Below are 16990 nucleotides of genomic sequence, written 5' to 3'. Positions count from 1 at the left end.
CTGCGGACCGCCGAGATTTTCTTAACCGGCTGGCGCAACTTAATGAGAATTATCGGAGTGATCTATATGCGCGTCGTGGTTATCGGTTCCGGCATCGTCGGTAGTTCTGCCGCCTATGAATGCGCCAAGGCAGGAGCGGACGTCATCGTCCTGGAGGCTGGCAGGATAGCCGGAGGCACGTCGGCGGTAAGCTTTGCCTGGACAAATGCAACGACCAAACGTCCCAGGCCCTATTTCGATCTGAACGTCTCCGGGATGCGCGCTCATCTTGAACTCAGGCGCGACTTCGGCGCTGCTCCCTGGTTCACCCAGACCGGCAGTTTCGACTGGCGAACGGTGCCGGAGACGATGGACGATTATTTCGAGAACTTCCGCCAGATGAGGGAATGGGGCTACGGCGTTGATTGGATCGACAAGAAGCGTGTAGCCGAGATGGAGCCCGATATCGACGTCTGCGCCTTTGGCGATTGTCCAATCTCCTATTATCCGGAGGAAGGTTGGGTTGATCCTGTCCTCTATTCGGCCTGGCTTTTGCGGGCGGCGAAAGAACGCTGGGGTGCACAGGTGAAGATCGGTTTACGCGTGACCGAGATCGAGACCGACGGCGGTCGTGTACGAGCGGTTCGCACGGCCGACGGCGAACGCTACGCTACCGATGCTGTCGTGAACTGCACCGGCGGCTGGTCGAGTGAGAGGCTCGGCGATGCGCAGGGCATCCCACTTTCCTCGACGATCGGCGTGCTAGCGATCACCCCACCGATAGCGTTGACGCTTCGAAGCCAGCTACATGCCGACGATCTGGACCTCCGTCCCGACGGTGCGGGCCGTATCATGATCCACAAGGTCTCGGTGGACATGACGTTCAAGAAGCCCGAAACGCTCAGCCCTATCGGTGACGAGGCGGCAACCCTCCTGGAGGCAGCGAGCCGGGTCCTGCCTTCGCTTCGCTCGGCAGGCGTTGAAGCAATTCGGACAACCGTCCGGCCTTTCCCGGAGGATGGCTATACCTGCGCCGGCGCCATGCCGGACATCGCCGGCCACTACATGGCGGTGACGCATAGTGGGGTGACGATCGCACCGCAGCTGGGCAAGGTGGTCGCCGACGAAGTCGTGCGCGGCAAGATCCATGAGGAGATGGAGACGTTTCGTCCGCAACGTTTCTTCCAGGCCCACACGCAACGCGCCGCCGCGCATGTTTGATCCCTTCTGCAGGCTGCGGGATCTCGCGTGGCAGCCTCCTTTTGGGAAATGTATCTGGAGCCCCGCGCCATGACGAAAATCCTGAGGCTTGACAAGACCGAGCGCCTTAGCCGGATCGTCGTTCACAATGGAACCGTTTATCTTTCAGGGCTGACGGCCGACGACAAGAACACCGATACGTCCAATCAGACGAGGCAAATATTGGAAACGGCGGATACGCTTCTTGAAAGGGTTGGCGCGGACAGGTCGAAGCTGCTGTTTGCGCAGATCTGGTTGAGGGATGTCGAGGACTTCGACGCGATGAATAAGGCTTGGGTCACATGGCTCGACGGCGCGGAGCCCCCGGCGCGCGCCACCGTCGGGGCAAGCTTCGCGCTCCCCGAGATTCGCATAGAGATTCAGTTTACTGCATCGATCTGATCCGAAGCTGGCGAGTGCGTTAGACCCGTCGACCAACTCCTTTACCCTTTCGACGGGCATTAATTCTGCGCCGCAAGCCGTTGATCTCAAGCGGACGCAAAAGGCACCTTGGTAGATCAACTATTGGAAAAGCAGACTTTCTGCTTGCGGCCATGTCGGCCGTTCGATGTCGCCTGTAGGCATGACCGCTCGTGGCGTCCGACTTAGCCCATGGGCTCCGGAAAGAAACCTCAAAACGATCTCAACGATCTCGGCTTCTCACCCAACCCGGAGGTCGACTGGCAACCGAAATTTCAGCCGCAACCCGAAGTGTTCCATCGCCTCTACGCCGAACTGAGATTGTCGGCGATCGTGCCCATCAGGTTCTGCATGTCGATGCGCATCGACGGGTTGATCGCCCGCGGCCAGGTCGACAGCTTCACGCCAACGAAATCCCGCCGATGGTCGATGTAGATCATCTGCCCATAGACCCCGAGGGCGAGGATAACTGGCGCGTCGACATCGGCGATCCAGAACTGATTGCGATAGGCACCGTTGGGGCGGTCGGCGCGATAGCGCTCTGGAAATAGGCTGGCGTCGCCAGCGCGCGTCTGCGCCCCCCATTGTTCCGGCACGATTTGCCTGCCGTTCGCGCAGCCATCCTCAGCATAGACAAGTCCGAAGCGGCCGAGGTCGCGCAGGCTGGCCGACAGGCCACCATCGGCGATGGCGTATCCTTCGGGATCCACAGCGAAATTCGCGTCGGCCTCGGCGCCCATCGGCCGCCAGATCAGTTCGGAGACGAGATCCGCGAGCCTTCTTCCTGTGGCGGCCTCGATGCAAAGGCCGAGCACTTCGGTTTCCATCGACCGGTATTCGAACTCCTGGCCATGCGGGCGCGACAGGCGGCGCAGCGAGGCGACCAGTTCGCGCACGGTTCTCGGGCTTGTAGTGCCGGGCGGCGCAGCCTTCCAGCCGACCGCGATATCCATCAGGCCGATGCCGGAGACGGGGTCGGCCACGTCCTCCGGGAAGTGCACGCCGCTGGTCATGTCGAGCAACTGGCTGACGGTCGCGTCGCGATAAGCGCAGGCCGCCAGTTCCGGCACATAGGCCGCGACGGACCTGTCCAGCGGGAGACAACCCTGGTGATGAAGGATTCCGGCCAGCGCCGCCACGACCGATTTCGAGACCGACTGCGTCAGGTGCACGCTGCCGGGACGCATGCCGTTCCGATAGTCCTCCAGGACGATCCGGCCGCGATGCAGGATGAGGAAGCCGTCGGTCCATGAGCCGTCGAGCGCGGCGGCCGCGTTTACCCTGTCGCCGCGATGGTCGGTGAAGGTGAGTGCGGCGAGGTCGAGGCCGGTGTCCGCCGCCATGAGCGCCATCGGTTCTCCGCTGGCGATCGGGCCCGTGGGCAGGAAGTCGCTTATGTGCTGGTAGGTCCAGCGATTATGCGGCGCGCGGTCCCAGTTGGCCAGCGACAGGTCCTTGGGCCGGCGAAAGTGCCCGGGTTCAGGATCGCGCATCGGCCAGGATCATGTCCGCCGCCTTTTCCGCGATCATGACCACGGCGGCATGGGTGTTGCCGCGCACGATGCGCGGCATGATCGAGGCATCGACCACGCGCAGGCCGGTGATACCGTTGACACGCAGGCGTGGATCGACGACCGCGCCGGCATCGGCGCCCATCCGGCAGGTGCCGACGGCGTGGATGTCGGAGCCCGCCTTCTGGCGGATGAAGTCGAGGATCTCGTCGTCAGTCCGAACATCCTTGCCCGGCTGCAGTTCCGAGGCGACATAGGGCTTCATGGCCGGTTGCTCGGAAATTCTGCGCACCAGCCTGATGCCGAAGGTCATGGCGCGGATGTCATATTCGGTCTGGAAGAAGTTGAAGCTGATTTTCGGTGCCGCCATGGCATCGGCCGAGCGTAGCGTGACAGTGCCGCGCGCATCGGGATTGACGTGTTCGGGGCTGAAGCTGAAACCGGAGAACGGATGCGGCTTGGCGCCCTTGGCCGTGCGTTCGCCGACGCTCCAGGCCGCCATTGCCATCTGGACATCCGGGCGATCCTGCGTGTCGTCGCTGCGGGCGAAGCCGCCGACATAGATGCCGGTCTCGGCCAGGTAGCCCTTGCGGGTGAAGGCATATTGCATGCCGACGCCGATGCGCCTGACCAGGCTGTTGGCGATGTCGTTGACAGTGATCGGCCGAGTGCAACGGAACATCAATTGGATGCAGGTGTGGTCCTGCAGGTTGCGGCCGACTTCCGCAAGGTCGTGGACGCAGTCGATGCCAAGGTACTTCATAGGCGCGGCGGCGCCGATCCCGGAGACCATCAGCAGTTGCGGCGAGGCGATGGTGCCCGCCGAGACGATGATTTCGCCGGCGGTCGCGGTCCGCCTTTGCCCGCCCCGGCTGAACAACACGCCGGTGGCGACGCGATCCTCGACCACGATGCGCTCGACCCTGGCGCCGGTGACGATCCTGAGGTTGGCGCGCTTGCGTGCCGGCGCCAGATAGCCGCGCGCCGTGCTCCAGCGCCGGCCCTTGTGGATGTTCATCTGGTAGTAGCCGAAGCCGTCTTGTGCCGCGCCGTTGAAATCGTCGTTGCGCTCCAACCCGGCCTCGGCCGCCGCCGCGCAGAGCGCGTTCGGCAGTTCGTGGTCGAAGGACTGGTCGGACACTTTCAGCGGGCCGCCGACACCGTGCCAAGGACTGGCGCCACGTGACTGGTCTTCCGCCTTGCGGAAATAGGGCAGGACGTCGTCATAGGACCAGCCGTCGCAACCGGCTTTGGCCCAGTCGTCGAAGTCGCGGGCGTTGCCGCGCACATACATCATGCCGTTGATGGAGCTGGATCCGCCCAGCACCTTGCCGCGCGGCTGGTAGAGAACACGCTGCTGCAGGGCGCTCTCAGGCTCGCTCTCATACATCCAGTTGTAGCGGTGGTCGGTGAACAGCTTGGAATAGCCCATCGGCAGGTGGATCCAGGGGTTGAGGTCCCTGGGGCCGGCTTCAAGCAGCAGCACTTTCTTGCGCCCGCTTTCGCTGAGCCGCGCCGCAAGCACCGCACCGGCCGAACCGGCGCCAATGACGATGAAGTCATAGGGGCCGCCGTCCAACGGGAGGGCATTGTGGGCATCAGGCATCGTCTACAACCTCGGACACGAACGGGACTGGTATGTGGATGGCCGGCGACAGCCGCGGCAGACCATCAGCGCGGCTGTTCCTCGCCGGTGGGCGACAGATATTTGCGAAGATCGAGAAGGTCCAGCGTCAGCGCACCCTGGCGGAGCCGGTCGCGGATCGCGACTTCCTGGGCAAGGCGATTTCTTGTGCTTTCGAAGACGCGGCCGATATCGGCGCGGCCAACCGCGCAGACCCCGTCATCGTCGGCGACGACCAGGTCTCCGGGCGCGATGCCGACGCCGCCGCATTGCACCGGAGCGCCGATCGATCCGGCATGGATCTTGGTCGCACCGCGTATGGCGAGGCCTCTGGCCCAGACTGGAAAGCGCATCCTGGTCAGTTCCACCGCGTCGCGGACGAAGCCGTCCACCACCACGCCGGCAATGCCGCGGCACGCCGCTGCCTCGGCGAGTATGTCACCCAGATAGCCGCAGGCCTCGCCGTGGCCCGCCAGCACGATAACGTCGCCGGCTGCGGCTTCGGCCACCGCGCGGTGCAGCGCCAGATTGTCGCCGCGCTCGCACTGCACGCAGAAGGCCGGACCGGCGACAGCCAAGCCCGGCACCATGGCGCGCAAGGCTGGATCGAGGTCGCCGATGCGTCCATGGGCCTCGTAGACGGTGGCCGCGCCGGCGCGGGCGAAGACCTGTAGGTGCGATGCCTCAATCATCGATTTCCTCCATCAATTCTATGCGGCAGCCGGGCAGGGGTTCGAAAAAGGCGATGCGGCGATGGCCGAAGCCGCCACGGATCGTCGAGGGACCCCAGATCAGCCTGGCGCTCCAGTCGGGATTTTCGAGAATGGCAGCGAGGCTCGGCACCGCAAAGCTGGCATGCAGGAAGCCGCCGCCCGGGGGCTGGCTCTTTGCGTCATAGAGCGCGGTCTCGAAGAAATTGATGCTGATGCCGCCGAAGCGAGCCTCCAGGAACTGTTCGCCATCGATGTCGTGCATGGCCCGCTTCGACCAGCCGCCGGTGCTTTCGACCAGCGCTTCCGCTTCGGCGACGCTGCCGACGCGGAATGCGAGATTGATCAGTTTCGCCTCGCCGTCACTCATCTGCCGCCGTCCTCCTTGGTCAGGACAGGCCATATCGTCAGTCGCAATTTCGATCAACAGAAATTGTTTTATGAGAACAAAAAAAGGCAATAGCCGCGAAAATCGATCGAAACCGCTTGACAATGTGCGACTGTCTGGCTTTTCATCGGGATGTCAGGCATATATGTTGTGTTAAAAACAACAGATGCCGACCACAACAAGAATGGGAGACGATCTATGCGTGGTTCGATATTGGCTGCTGGCATCCTTGCGGCGGCGTGTGCCGGAACGGCGTTCGCCGAGGAGGCGACGCTTACGCTCAACACGCCCGGCGGCGCCGTACAGGAAGGCGGGCGGGCCGTGCTCTGGGGGCCGGCCGCCAAGAAGCTCGGCTTCCAGGTAAAAGAGGAGACGGCCGACAACGCCCTCGACGTGCTTCGGCTCGAGGTCGGTTCCAACTCGGTTAAAACCGATATCATCATCATGAGCGGCTATCAGGCGGCAATCGCCGGGTCCGAAGGCATGCTGGAGCCGATCGACTATAAGGCCGTCGATGCTTCGGGCTTCCTGCCGGGGACGGCAGCGCCCTATTGCGTGGGCATTTACGGCTACGCGGCTGTGATGGCGTGGAACACCAAGACTTATGCCAAGGAAGCGCCTTCGAGCTGGGCCGACTTCTGGAACGTCGAGAAGTTTCCGGGCAAGCGCTCGATGCGTTCGGATGCCGAGGCGCAGGTCGAGATGGCGCTGCTGGCCGACGGCGTCGCGCCCAAGGACGTCTACAAGGTGCTGGGCAGCGAAGACGGCATCAAGCGCGCCATCGCCAAGATCGCGGCGCTGAAGCCCAATATTTCCGTCTGGTGGTCGTCCGGCGCCCAGCACGGCCAGTTGATGAAGGACGGCGAGGTGGACATGACCACCGGATGGAACGGCCGTTTCCAGACCGCCAAGGAAGCCGGCGGCCCGGTGAACTACACTTATAACCAGGGCGTCTTGACCTATGACTGTTTCGCCGTGACCAAGGGCTCGACCCACAAGGCCGAGGCGATGAAGATGATCAACGAGATGTCGTCGGCGCAGTCGCAGGCCGGCCTCACCAAATACGTCTCCTACGGTCCGCTGAACCAGGGCGCCTACAAGACCGGCATCATCAGCAAGGAAGCCGAGGCCGTGCTGCCGACGAGCCCTGCCAATTCGGGCGCGATGATCGTTCAGGACATCGACTGGTGGGCTAAGAACAACGACCACGTCCAGCAGTTGTTCGAAGACATGATGACCGAGTAGGCACCGTCCTCTATGCTTCTTTCCCCGGCCTCCACCCCCAGCCAGACAGGTCATATGAGCAGTCGTTCCGCCGAATCGGTCCGCATCGAGGCCGTGTCCAAGACCTATGGCGATTTCCGCGCCCTCGACGATGTCAGCCTGGCGGTGGAGGCCGGCGAGTTCGTCGCCATTCTCGGCCCTTCGGGCTCGGGCAAGAGCACGCTGCTGATGGCGGTCGCCGGTTTCATCCGCCCCGATCGCGGGAGGATCCTGTTCGGCGACAGCGACATCGTCAGGCTTCCCGCCAACCAGCGCGGTTTCGGCGTCGTCTTCCAGAGCTACGCCCTGTTCCCGCATATGGACGTCATGGCCAATGTGACGTTTCCGCTGGAGGTTCGCGGCGTGCCCAAGGACGCGGCGCGCAAACGGGCGGCGTCCGCGCTCGACGTGGTCAAGCTTGGCGGGTACGGGGCGCGGCGAATCGGCGAACTCTCGGGCGGCCAGCGCCAGCGCGTGGCGCTGGCACGCGCCATCGTGTTCGAGCCCAAGGTGCTCCTAATGGACGAGCCATTATCGGCACTTGACAAGATCCTGCGCGAGGAGATGCAGATCGAAATCCGCGAACTGCACAACAAGCTGCAGATCACTACGCTTTACGTCACCCATGACCAGCGCGAGGCGCTGACTATCGCCGACCGTGTCGCCGTCATGGACAAGGGCAAGATCGTGCAGCTCGACAGTCCGGAAACCATCTACCGGCGGCCGGCCAACGAGTTCGTCGCGCGCTTCATCGGCGAGGCGACCATCTTGCCTCTGGCCGAAGCGCGCGGCGTTGTCTCGGGCGATCTCGGCACGGTGGCTTCCTCGGCGCGGGCGCTGATGGTGCGCAGCGAGGATTTCTGCCTCGCCAAAAGCGGCGACGAAAGCGGCTGGCTCGCTGTCGCCGGCCTGCTGCGTGGCGTCGTGTTCCAGGGCGACAGCTGGCTGCTGCAGGTCGACCTTGCCGGCGGTCAGGCCATCACGGCGCGTGCGCAGAAGCATTTCAGCGCCGAGGTCGCCGACCTTCAGGTGGGACAGCCCATCGACCTGCACGTCCGGCGCGACCGCGTGCATTTCCTGCAGGTGTAGGAGGATGTCCGCCCTGAACCCGACCGTCGCGCATTCTGCGGCGCAAGCCGACAATGATGGGCGCTTGGCGTGGGACGCCAGGCTGGAGCGCCTCGTCTCCTTCGCCTTCACCCTGCCTTGCCTGGCGGTGGTGGCGCTTTGCGTGCTGGTGCCCTGCGCTTGGCTGTTCTTCCTGTCGGCCTTCGGCACGGACGGGAATCCGAGTTTCGAGAACTACCAGCGCATCCTTGACGGGGCGAGCTATGCGCGCATCTTCGTCACGACTTTCCAGGTCGCGCTGGCGACCGTGGCGGCCTGCGTGCTGATCGGCGTGCCCTTCGCAACCTTCATCAACGGCCTGCCGCCGAGGCGCTCGGTGATCTTCCTGGCGGCGGTGCTGCTGCCGTTCTGGACCTCGTTGCTGGTGCGGGCCTATGCCTGGCTGGTGCTGCTGCAGCGCACCGGCATCGTCAATTCGATGCTGATGGGGCTTGGCATCACCAAGGCGCCGCTGGAGCTTGCGTTCAACCACTTCGCCACGGTGCTGGGCATGACCCACATCATGCTGCCGATCTTCATCCTTCCGGTGCTGGGCGCCATGCGCAACATCGATCGCGCGCTGATCCGCGCCGCGGCTAGCATGGGGGCGTCCCGGTCCTATACCTATCGCCGGATCTTCCTGCCGCTGGCCGCGCCCGGCATTGCCGCCGGTGCGATCCTCGTCTTCGTGATGAGCCTTGGCTTCTACGTCACCCCCGCCATCCTGGGCGGCGGCAACGTCAACGTCATCTCGATGCGTATCGCGCGCAGCCTTTCCAACTATTCCAACTGGGGCGCCGCCAGCGCGCTCGGCGTGCTGCTGCTGGTGTTCACGGCCTTGTTGTTCGCGCTGAGCTACGGCGTCCAGCGCGTCCTGCTTTCCCGGCAGAGGAGCTGACATGTTTGATGGGTTCGAGGAAACGCCGCTGGTCGAGCGATTGAAATGGCTGCTTGCCATTCTGCTGGTCGTGTTCTTGGCGGCGCCGTCCTTCATCGTCGTGCCGATGTCGTTCTCGTCGTCGGATTTCCTGGCGTTTCCGCCGCCGTCGCTGTCGCTGCGCTGGTACCGGTATTTCCTGGAGTCCATCACCTGGACGCAGGCGGCACGCGCCTCGCTGACCGCCGGCACGCTGACCACGCTGGTGTCCGTGCCCATCGGCATCTTCGCCGCCTATGGCGCCATGCAGCTGAGCCAACGCTGGCGGCTTCTGGTCAGCGGGCTCATTGTCCTGCCGGCGGTGATCCCCTCGATCCTCATCGCCATCGGCCTGTTCTTTGTGCTGGCCCGCATCGGCATGGTCGGCACCATGACCGGCCTGGTTCTTGGCCATGTGGCGCTTGCGATCCCGGTGGTGTTCGTGGTGATGAGCGCCGCCTTCAGCCAGTTCGATTTCAGCCAGGAACGCGCCGCGCGCAGCCTGGGCGCACGCTGGCACCAGGCCTGGCTCCGTGTCGTGCTGCCGCAGGTGGGCGGTCCGATCGTCGCGTCCGGCCTGCTCGCCTTCGTCACCTCGCTGGACGAGGTGGTGGTGGCCATGTTCGTGTCCGGGGGCAACAATGCAACTTTGCCGAAGGTGATGTTCACCGCGCTGCGCGACAAGATCGACCCGACGATCGCCGTCGTGTCGACGGTGTTGCTGGTGGTCGCGACAGTTGCGGTCATCGTCATCCTGCGCAAGGGTGCGGCGGCGCTGAGGGCCTGAGGCCGCATCGCTTCAGGTGCATTGTCGAAGCCGTCGAGAAACAATTGTTGTCTTGAGAAGACTATAAGTTCCTGAAGCGCGCTGCTCGACCGGGACCGAGGATCTGGCTCATCGCGTGCTCCTGCTGCCAGCAATTGCACCGGGCTTGACCAGGCGAGCGCCCGGAATGTTCGTTTGACAGGTGAGGGTCGACAGCCTATTCCATTGTTTGATAATCAAACTTTCGGGAGACAATGTTGGACAATCCGAACCCCGTGAATGAGGTCGAGAGTCCGGCCGGCCACATTCAGAGCCTCGAAAAGGGCCTGCGCATTCTCGACGAGATCATCGAGGCGCCGGCGCCGCTCAAGCTGTCGGACATCGTGCGGCGCTTCAACATGGATAGGGCGTCCGCCTTCCGATTTTTGCAGACGCTCGAGCATCGCGGCTTCCTGCGCAAGGACACCACGACCAAGGAGTATGACGTCGGGGGGCGCATCTACTACTGGGCGTCGCGGCTGCGCGAGAAGACGCGGCTGATCGATTCCTTCCACGACCAGCTGCAACGGCTGGCCAGCATCACCCAGCAGACCACGCATCTTGGGCTGTTCGTCAACGACAGGGTGTTGCTGGCCGATTTCGCGCTGTCGGATTCGATCATCTCGATCCGCCATTGCATCGGTGTCCTGGAGCCGCTCTACAGTTCCGCCGTGGGCAAGGCGGTGCTCGCCTTCCTGCCGCATGAGCAGCGCGAGACGCTGATCAACAACATCGAGTTCGTCCGTCTGACCGGTAATACGATCATGAACGCCGATGCGCTGCGCATCGACCTGGCGGTCACGCGCGAGCGCGGCTATGCGATCGACGCCAACGAGACGCATGAGGGGCTGACATGCGTCGCCCGCCCGATCTTCGGCAAGGACAACATTCCGGTCGCCTCGATCGGCATTACCTGCGTGACGGCGCTGGTCGGCGCGGAGCCCGGCAAGTTCGAGCATCTGATCCATTCCATCCAGGCGATGGGAAACGAGATCACCACGAACCTTGCCGTCTAGGCTGCCGCCTTGCGGTAGAGGAAGAGGGTGGCAAGCCTGTTCTGCTGTGACTGTTCCTGCTCGTTCTCCAGCCGGCGCAAAGGGGTCTCGAAGGCTGACAGGTCAAGCTGCGTGGCATCGGGATGGTCGATCTCGAACAGATTGTCCGAGGGATCGCGCACGAACATCTGCAATTCGCCCGACGGCAGCAGCCACAGGTCGGCATAGCGCGTACCTTCCTCGAAGGCGCCTCGCGCCCGCAACGCCCGGTAGGCGCCCATGAAGTCGGCCACCTCGACCGCGAAATGCTGGTAGGTGCGCACGCCGGCGGACGGACCGACCTGCTGGAGGTGAAGCTGCAAATTGCCCAGCCGCATCCAGCATACCGGGAAACCGAAATTCGGCGCCTGCACGCGCTCGCATCCGAGCACCTCGCGATAGAACGCTTCCGACTCGGCAAGATCGTAAGCGGGAATGCTGACATGGTTCAGCGTGGCTGACTGCGATTGTTGGCTCATCGTGCGCTCCTCAGGCGTGTTGCGGCTTTTGCCGGCTGAAATCGGGGCAACATCGCGCACTGATAAAAAAATATCAACGATTATTGTTCTAAAAGATACGCCATCATGAGGCCGTTTCCGCGATAGCGCTCGTAATTGGCGAATTTCGATGTCATGGCTCGGAAATTTCGGTACAATTGTTGTTCATATAGATATATGTGTCTCGCTATGAGAGGAATCAAAAGCGAGAGGGTTGCATGAGGCGGTGTCTGATCATTTCCGGGGGCTACGCGCCGCATCGTGCGTTCGAAGCCGGCGAGCGCGTCCGGTCCATGCTCGAGCAAGACGGATTTGCCGTGACGCACAGCGAAACGCTCGATGCCTATGACGGGGAAGACCTCGCCGGCTATGACCTCATAGTGCCGAATTGGACGGTGGGCCGGATGAGCGTCGACACCTCGAAGCGGCTTTGGTTGGCGATCTGGTCGGGCGTTGGGCTCGGCGGCTTTCATGGCGGCATGGCCGATGGCTTCCGCGACAACGACCGCTTCCGCTACATGGTCGGCGGCGCCTATGTGTCCGAGCCCGGCGGAATAACGCGGTACACGGTTGAGAATGCGCGCCCGGACGATCCGATCATGGTTGGTATTTCCGACTTCGAATATCATTCGGAGCAGTACTACATGCATGTCGATCCGGCCAACGAGGTGCTGGCGACCACCCGCTTCACCGGCGAGGACTATCCCTGGATCGAAGGCGTCGTGATGCCGACGGTGTGGAAGAAGCCGTTCGGCAGCGGCCGGGTCTTCTTCAGCGCGCTTGGCCACGTGCCCGAGGAATTCGACAACCAGTCCATGAGTACTATCTTACGGCGGGGGCTGAATTGGGCTAGCCGCACGAAGTCTCGGCTTTAGATGGAACTTTCATTTGCGCGGCGCTGAAGACGGGAATGCCCGCTTCAGGCGCAGAACGGTTATGCCGGTACCTTCGCAACCTTGGTGATCGGAGCGTAGAAGCGGCGTTCGTGTCTAACTGACGATAGGACAATCGAGACGTTCTTGAGGGCGGACCGTAGGGAACCGGAAGAAACCACGTCTACGCCATAGCACTCCTGAATCGCTAAACCGGATACCCGTGCCTTGTTGATCAGAGCGTTTCGAGCGCCACCTGCCTTGCTATCGTGACCGCATGAGATCGGGCCTGCGGCGCGCCTGACTCGAAGTCGAACTCCAGGATCAGTAACCGCGGGATGATGCTCCAGACCGCCTCGTCGTCATCAGCTACACCTTTGGCGACCAGATTGGCGCGAAAGGTTTGGGCGAAGCTGCGCATCGCGTCGCTGGCCACGCCCTTGAGCGCAAGCCGCGCGAAGAATTGAACCCCCGTCTTTGCGGTGCGGGCCCATTCGAGCACGTCCTGATAGGGGCCGGAAATCGCGAAGCTCGTGCGCTGAGTGGCGACTGCGAATAGATGGCGGTCGGTGGGCTTGCTTGCCAGTTCGCTTCGCGCGATCTGGTCAGCCCTGACCTGTACGCGAGTTCGGCCCTGCTGTGGGTCGGGCGCCGTCTCAGTAATCGCTGCCGAATTTTTGGACGAGAATGTTCAATCGAACCTCGGCGCCTGCCGTTGGGATACGTTCAGATTGCATGAGGACGACCATTCCATGCAACGCGCTCCACAGGACTTCGGCCAGAAATACTGGCTCTTGCCGATCTGGCCCAAGTGCGGTGACCAACGCATCGAAGGCGGTACGAAGGGCTGTCGGCGTTTCCTCGCTGGCGAACTTGATCTTCGTCGGCAAGACGAACATCGCCTCGTAGACAACCGGCCGCGAGCGGGCAAAATCAAGATAGGCAGCACAAACGTTGCGCAAAACGTCTGGAGCGCCGGTGACGTTCGCCGTTTCCATTTTTAATCGCGTCGCAAGTTCCTCGAATCCTCTCGTGGCCACTGCGGCCATGATGTCGGCCTTGCCCTTGAAGTGGCTGTAGAGAACCGGCTGGCTATAGTTGATTAGCTCCGCGAGACGGCGAGTGGTGACAGCGTCCCAGCCATCGGCTTCCGCCAGTTCGCGCGCTGCAGCCAGGATGAGTTCATAGCGCTCCGCACGCTGGCGCTCTTTGCGTTCCGCGATCGACATCAGACAACCCTATCGATGCACGGAATTATGTCAACGCTAGATTTCCCTTGACGCTTAATTCTAGCGCCGCTAGTATCCCTGCAACTGATAGGAGTTTCAGATGATTCAAATCGGATATGTGCTTTCGGGCCTGATCGCGGCCGCAATCATGTTCCTTGGCGCGCGCTTTTGGTGGGCGCCTGGTGCCGCATCGGCGGCCTTTGGCATTGCCGATTCACCGCCGCTATCGACCGGATTTACCGCATGGCTGTCTGTGAAGGGCACGCGAGATATCGCGTCGGGCCTTTTTGTCATCCTGCTCATGGCCAATGGCTCGCCGCGCCTGCTCGGCGAATTCATGCTCCTGGCCAGCCTCATCGCATTTGGCGACATGGCGACGGTCCTTCGGTCGCACGGAAGCAGAGCCCTCGCCTTTGGCATGCATGGCCTTACGGGGCTGGTCATTGTCGCAACCGGCGTCTGCCTCATCGTGGGTGCCAAGTGAAAACTGCCTTTTATTACTGAAAACTGGAAAGGACGAAAAATGACGACCCCAATGTCAATTGATCTCATCAAGCTCGGCCACTTGTTCGCCGAGATCATGTCCAGCCACGATGTGTCGCGCCTCGACGAAATCAAGGCGCCCAATTATGTGAACCACAATGCCTTCGCCGAACCGGGCCTGGAGGGTTCAAAGAAGGTCCTTGGGGCCATCATCGCCGGTGTGCCCGACCTCAAGGTGACCGCAGAAGATGTCTTCGTCTCGGCGGATGGCTCCCGCGTGGTCGGCCGCTACCGTTACGTGGGCACGCACACGGGAAACCTCCTCGGCTACTCCGCTACGGGCAACCCCTTCGTCATGCGTTCGATCGACATCTGGCGGGTCGAGGACGGACGCTTCGTCGAGCATTGGGACGAGCTCAATACCCTCGACGTCTTCATTCAAATGGGCGCCGTGTCGCCTCCTCGCCAACCGTCATAGCCCCGCGAAACCAATGGCCCCCGATCCCTGTAACGTCACGGCTAGGAGCGATGGGGGGCCCTACACTCCTGCTGGCCGCGATGGCGGCGCTGATCGCCATCGCGACTGGGGCGCCTGACTGAATTTCACTTAAGAGGAAACCATCATGCGAACCTTTGAGATGCGAGTGTACTCACTGCGCACTAAAGAGGCACTCGATTTCTATACCTCTACGGTCTATCCGCGCCATCTCAACAATTTTGGACTGTTCGGTGTCGAGGCCCACGGCTTATGGACCGAGAAGGACGATGTAGCACATCGGGTCTTTGTGTTGGTTTCTTACGCAGAGGGCGACGATCCTGGTGAGGTCTCGCGGCGCTACATACAAGGCCCAGAGGCTGCTAACGATGCCAGGGGCTTTGATGTCGCCGACATTCTAGGCGTCGTATCAACAATACTGATCCCGTCAGCAAGTTCTCCGCTCAAATAACGAAAAGAGAAAATAGAGAGTCAAACAGAAGAATTAGTTTCAGCTGCAGCACGACCGCTGGCGGTGTGGGCGCAGAATCAAGCGATGGTCGGAAAGCGTTTCTGGCGCCACGGCATATTGGCATCACTAGAACTTTTTCCGCCACCGCGCAGCGGGCAAAGCGTTCAGGAGCGGACATTGATCGGCGCTCGACGGCCAGCATTGCATTAGTCGCCAGCCGATTCATCATCACCTTCGAGCTTGGTCCGTAACGCCGTCATCACCCGCTTGGCTGTTTCGATCTCGCTGAGCGAGAACCCCTCTGCGAGTGTGTTGACGAGCGGGGCATATCGACCAGCCTCAGCCTATTTCTTCCAGGCGCCATAGCTTTTTGGAATGCACGCCCAAGCGTGTTGCCCTTGGCGGGAGGAGGCGCCAAAGGCTTCTCCTAGCTTGGCGTGCTGGCGGAGATCGAGGGGCTCATTGCTGTCGGCTGCAGCCGGCCAATTTTCGAAGACCTCCGGTCAAGGATTTCGGAGTCGTGATGCTGGACATGAGCGCCTTGTCGCCGCCGCGCATGGAGCGATCGACAGCGGCTTCGCGCCGGATGTCGACCGTAGAGCTAAGTCCTACTGTTCACCCAAAGCTGTCATTCGCCGCGACGAAATTCTAGAGGTGGCGTGGCCAAGCCCGTTGTGCAAAGCCCTCAGACAACAACCGATCAGAGCCTCCGCTCACCGCTCCAGGCAGATCGCCACACCCTGGCCGCCGCCTATGCAGAGCGAGGCTAGGCCCTTGCTGGCTTTGCGTCCGATCATTTCGTGAAGCAGCGTCACCACGATGCGGCAGCCGGATCCGGCCAGCGGGTGGCCGAGCGCGATGGCGCCGCCGCTGATGTTGATGATCTCCTCGTTCCAGCCCATCTCGCGGTTGACGGCGATCGCCTGCGCCGCGAAGGCTTCGTTGATCTCCATGACGTCGAGCTCGGACGGCCGCCAGCCGGCCTTCTCCAGTGCAAGGCGTGACGCCGCGACAGGGCCCAGCCCCATGTCCATCGGCTCGACACCCGCCGAAGCATAGGACGCGATGCGGGCGAGGGGCGTTAGCCCGAGTTCGATCATCCGTGTCTCCGCCATCACCATCACGGCGGCAGCACCATCGTTGAGGCCGGAGGAGTTGCCGGCCGTGATTGTCCCCTCTCGCTCGAAGACCGGCTTCAGCCGGCCAAGCCCTTCGAGCGTGGTCGAGGGGTTTGGATGCTCGTCGCGGTCGACAACGACATCGCCTTGCCTGGTCTTTACGGAGACAGGCACAACTTCATCGTCGAACCTTGCCGAGCGGATGGCGGCGTCGGCTTTCTCCTGCGAGCGCAGCGCGAAGCGGTCCTGCTCATCGCGCGTGATCTGATAGCGCCGCGCCAGCGACTCGACCGTGACGCCCATATGGACCTGATGGAAGGCGTCCCACAGCCCGTCGGTGATCATCGAATCCTTGACGACCCGGTCGCCCATGCGCACGCCACCGCGAACGCCTGGAATGAAGTGCGGCGCCGATGTCAGCGAGTCCTGTCCGCCGGCAATCACGCAATCGGCGTCGCCGCAGCGAATGGCCTGCGCCGCAAGATGGATCGACTTCTGGCCGGCGCCGCACACCTTGTTGACCGTCATGGCGGGGACGCTGACCGGCAGGCCGGCCTTGAGCGATGCCTGTCTTGCCGGGTTCTGCCCGGCGCCGCCGGTCAGCACCTGGCCCATGATCACTTCGCTGACGGCCCCTGGCGCAAGCCCGGTTTCGGCCAGCATCGCCTGAATGAGCTGCCCCCCCAGTTCCGCCGCCGAGAGGCTGGCGAGCGCGCCATTCAGCTTGCCGATCGGCGTGCGTTTGGCCGCGACGATATACACCGCATCCTGCAATTTCCCGTCCTCCACCTCCGCGGCACACAGGCTGTGTTCACCGCTTGACATTCTGGTTATAACCAATAATCTGA

General features: G+C 62.4%; 19 protein-coding genes. 11 read left to right on the top strand and 8 right to left on the bottom strand.

What is annotated here, in order from left to right; translation table 11 throughout:
- The first annotated feature begins 42 nt into the window (after nucleotides 1-42).
- Both ABVQ20_RS16945 and ABVQ20_RS16940 read left to right on the top strand, forming a co-directional pair.
- On the top strand, nucleotides 43-1200 hold the full coding sequence (locus ABVQ20_RS16945; protein ID WP_354460658.1) for an NAD(P)/FAD-dependent oxidoreductase: 1158 nt from the start codon (nucleotides 43-45) through the stop codon (nucleotides 1198-1200).
- Nucleotides 1201-1269: 69 nt separating this feature from the next.
- On the top strand, nucleotides 1270-1620 hold the full coding sequence (locus ABVQ20_RS16940; RefSeq protein ID WP_354460657.1) for a RidA family protein: 351 nt from the start codon (nucleotides 1270-1272) through the stop codon (nucleotides 1618-1620).
- A 323-nt stretch (nucleotides 1621-1943) separates the two neighbouring features.
- On the opposite strand, the gene ABVQ20_RS16935 is transcribed toward ABVQ20_RS16940, so the two are convergent.
- From ABVQ20_RS16935 to ABVQ20_RS16920, 4 genes are all read right to left on the bottom strand, one after another.
- Nucleotides 1944-3131 (bottom strand): serine hydrolase domain-containing protein, encoded by a 1188-nt coding sequence (locus ABVQ20_RS16935; protein ID WP_354460656.1) that lies wholly within the window; start codon nucleotides 3129-3131, stop codon nucleotides 1944-1946.
- Nucleotides 3118-4755: a GMC family oxidoreductase gene (locus tag ABVQ20_RS16930; RefSeq protein WP_354460655.1), complete on the bottom strand. Its 1638-nt coding sequence runs from the start codon at nucleotides 4753-4755 to the stop codon at nucleotides 3118-3120. Before ABVQ20_RS16930 ends, ABVQ20_RS16935 begins: the two co-directional genes overlap by 14 nt.
- Before the next feature lie 65 nt (nucleotides 4756-4820).
- Nucleotides 4821-5465 (bottom strand): 4-carboxy-4-hydroxy-2-oxoadipate aldolase/oxaloacetate decarboxylase, encoded by a 645-nt coding sequence (locus ABVQ20_RS16925; protein WP_354460654.1) that lies wholly within the window; start codon nucleotides 5463-5465, stop codon nucleotides 4821-4823.
- Nucleotides 5458-5853: a hypothetical protein gene (locus ABVQ20_RS16920; protein ID WP_354460653.1), complete on the bottom strand. Its 396-nt coding sequence runs from the start codon at nucleotides 5851-5853 to the stop codon at nucleotides 5458-5460. Before ABVQ20_RS16920 ends, ABVQ20_RS16925 begins: the two co-directional genes overlap by 8 nt.
- A gap of 216 nt (nucleotides 5854-6069) precedes the next feature.
- Here ABVQ20_RS16920 and ABVQ20_RS16915 point away from each other — a divergent pair, with 216 nt between their 5' ends.
- From ABVQ20_RS16915 to ABVQ20_RS16895, 5 genes are all read left to right on the top strand, one after another.
- On the top strand, nucleotides 6070-7116 hold the full coding sequence (locus ABVQ20_RS16915) for an ABC transporter substrate-binding protein (protein WP_354460652.1): 1047 nt from the start codon (nucleotides 6070-6072) through the stop codon (nucleotides 7114-7116).
- 54 nt (nucleotides 7117-7170) lie between these two features.
- Nucleotides 7171-8223, top strand: coding sequence for an ABC transporter ATP-binding protein (locus ABVQ20_RS16910; protein WP_354460651.1), 1053 nt, complete (start codon nucleotides 7171-7173; stop codon nucleotides 8221-8223).
- A gap of 4 nt (nucleotides 8224-8227) precedes the next feature.
- Nucleotides 8228-9139, top strand: coding sequence for an ABC transporter permease (locus tag ABVQ20_RS16905; protein ID WP_354460650.1), 912 nt, complete (start codon nucleotides 8228-8230; stop codon nucleotides 9137-9139).
- A gap of 1 nt (nucleotide 9140) precedes the next feature.
- Nucleotides 9141-9944, top strand: coding sequence for an ABC transporter permease (locus ABVQ20_RS16900; RefSeq protein WP_354460649.1), 804 nt, complete (start codon nucleotides 9141-9143; stop codon nucleotides 9942-9944).
- 236 nt (nucleotides 9945-10180) lie between these two features.
- Nucleotides 10181-10978 carry an IclR family transcriptional regulator gene (locus tag ABVQ20_RS16895; protein WP_354460648.1) on the top strand — a complete coding sequence of 266 codons (798 nt, stop codon included), beginning with the start codon at nucleotides 10181-10183 and terminating at the stop codon, nucleotides 10976-10978.
- On the opposite strand, the gene ABVQ20_RS16890 is transcribed toward ABVQ20_RS16895, so the two are convergent.
- Nucleotides 10975-11475 carry a VOC family protein gene (locus ABVQ20_RS16890; protein WP_354460647.1) on the bottom strand — a complete coding sequence of 167 codons (501 nt, stop codon included), beginning with the start codon at nucleotides 11473-11475 and terminating at the stop codon, nucleotides 10975-10977. The genes ABVQ20_RS16895 and ABVQ20_RS16890 overlap by 4 nt on opposite strands.
- 236 nt (nucleotides 11476-11711) lie before the next feature.
- Here ABVQ20_RS16890 and ABVQ20_RS16885 point away from each other — a divergent pair, with 236 nt between their 5' ends.
- Nucleotides 11712-12368 carry a ThuA domain-containing protein gene (locus ABVQ20_RS16885; protein WP_354460646.1) on the top strand — a complete coding sequence of 219 codons (657 nt, stop codon included), beginning with the start codon at nucleotides 11712-11714 and terminating at the stop codon, nucleotides 12366-12368.
- Nucleotides 12369-12600: 232 nt separating this feature from the next.
- Here the strand turns inward: ABVQ20_RS16885 and ABVQ20_RS16880 are convergent, their stop codons facing one another.
- Both ABVQ20_RS16880 and ABVQ20_RS16875 read right to left on the bottom strand, forming a co-directional pair.
- Nucleotides 12601-12867 carry a hypothetical protein gene (locus tag ABVQ20_RS16880; protein ID WP_354460645.1) on the bottom strand — a complete coding sequence of 89 codons (267 nt, stop codon included), beginning with the start codon at nucleotides 12865-12867 and terminating at the stop codon, nucleotides 12601-12603.
- A gap of 154 nt (nucleotides 12868-13021) precedes the next feature.
- Nucleotides 13022-13594, bottom strand: coding sequence for a TetR/AcrR family transcriptional regulator (locus ABVQ20_RS16875; RefSeq protein ID WP_354460644.1), 573 nt, complete (start codon nucleotides 13592-13594; stop codon nucleotides 13022-13024).
- Between the two features lie 100 nt (nucleotides 13595-13694).
- On the opposite strand from ABVQ20_RS16875, the gene ABVQ20_RS16870 reads away from it, so the two are divergent.
- The 3 genes from ABVQ20_RS16870 to ABVQ20_RS16860 all read left to right on the top strand — a co-directional run bounded on the left by ABVQ20_RS16870 (nucleotide 13695) and on the right by ABVQ20_RS16860 (nucleotide 15024).
- Nucleotides 13695-14078: a DUF4267 domain-containing protein gene (locus ABVQ20_RS16870; RefSeq protein WP_354460643.1), complete on the top strand. Its 384-nt coding sequence runs from the start codon at nucleotides 13695-13697 to the stop codon at nucleotides 14076-14078.
- A 51-nt stretch (nucleotides 14079-14129) separates the two neighbouring features.
- Nucleotides 14130-14555 (top strand): ester cyclase, encoded by a 426-nt coding sequence (locus ABVQ20_RS16865; protein ID WP_354460642.1) that lies wholly within the window; start codon nucleotides 14130-14132, stop codon nucleotides 14553-14555.
- Between the two features lie 145 nt (nucleotides 14556-14700).
- The gene (locus ABVQ20_RS16860) at nucleotides 14701-15024 is read left to right on the top strand and encodes an NIPSNAP family protein (protein ID WP_354460641.1); all 324 of its coding nucleotides are present in this window, start codon (nucleotides 14701-14703) and stop codon (nucleotides 15022-15024) included.
- 713 nt (nucleotides 15025-15737) lie between these two features.
- On the opposite strand, the gene ABVQ20_RS16855 is transcribed toward ABVQ20_RS16860, so the two are convergent.
- Nucleotides 15738-16916 (bottom strand): acetyl-CoA C-acetyltransferase, encoded by a 1179-nt coding sequence (locus ABVQ20_RS16855; RefSeq protein WP_354460640.1) that lies wholly within the window; start codon nucleotides 16914-16916, stop codon nucleotides 15738-15740.
- Between the last annotated feature and the right edge of the window lie 74 nt (nucleotides 16917-16990).

This window comes from Mesorhizobium shangrilense, assembly GCF_040537815.1.
Classification (GTDB): Bacteria; Pseudomonadota; Alphaproteobacteria; order Rhizobiales; family Rhizobiaceae; genus Mesorhizobium; species Mesorhizobium shangrilense.
The sequence above is the reverse complement of the archived record's forward strand: the minus strand, read 5'-3'. Positions and strand labels throughout refer to the sequence as shown.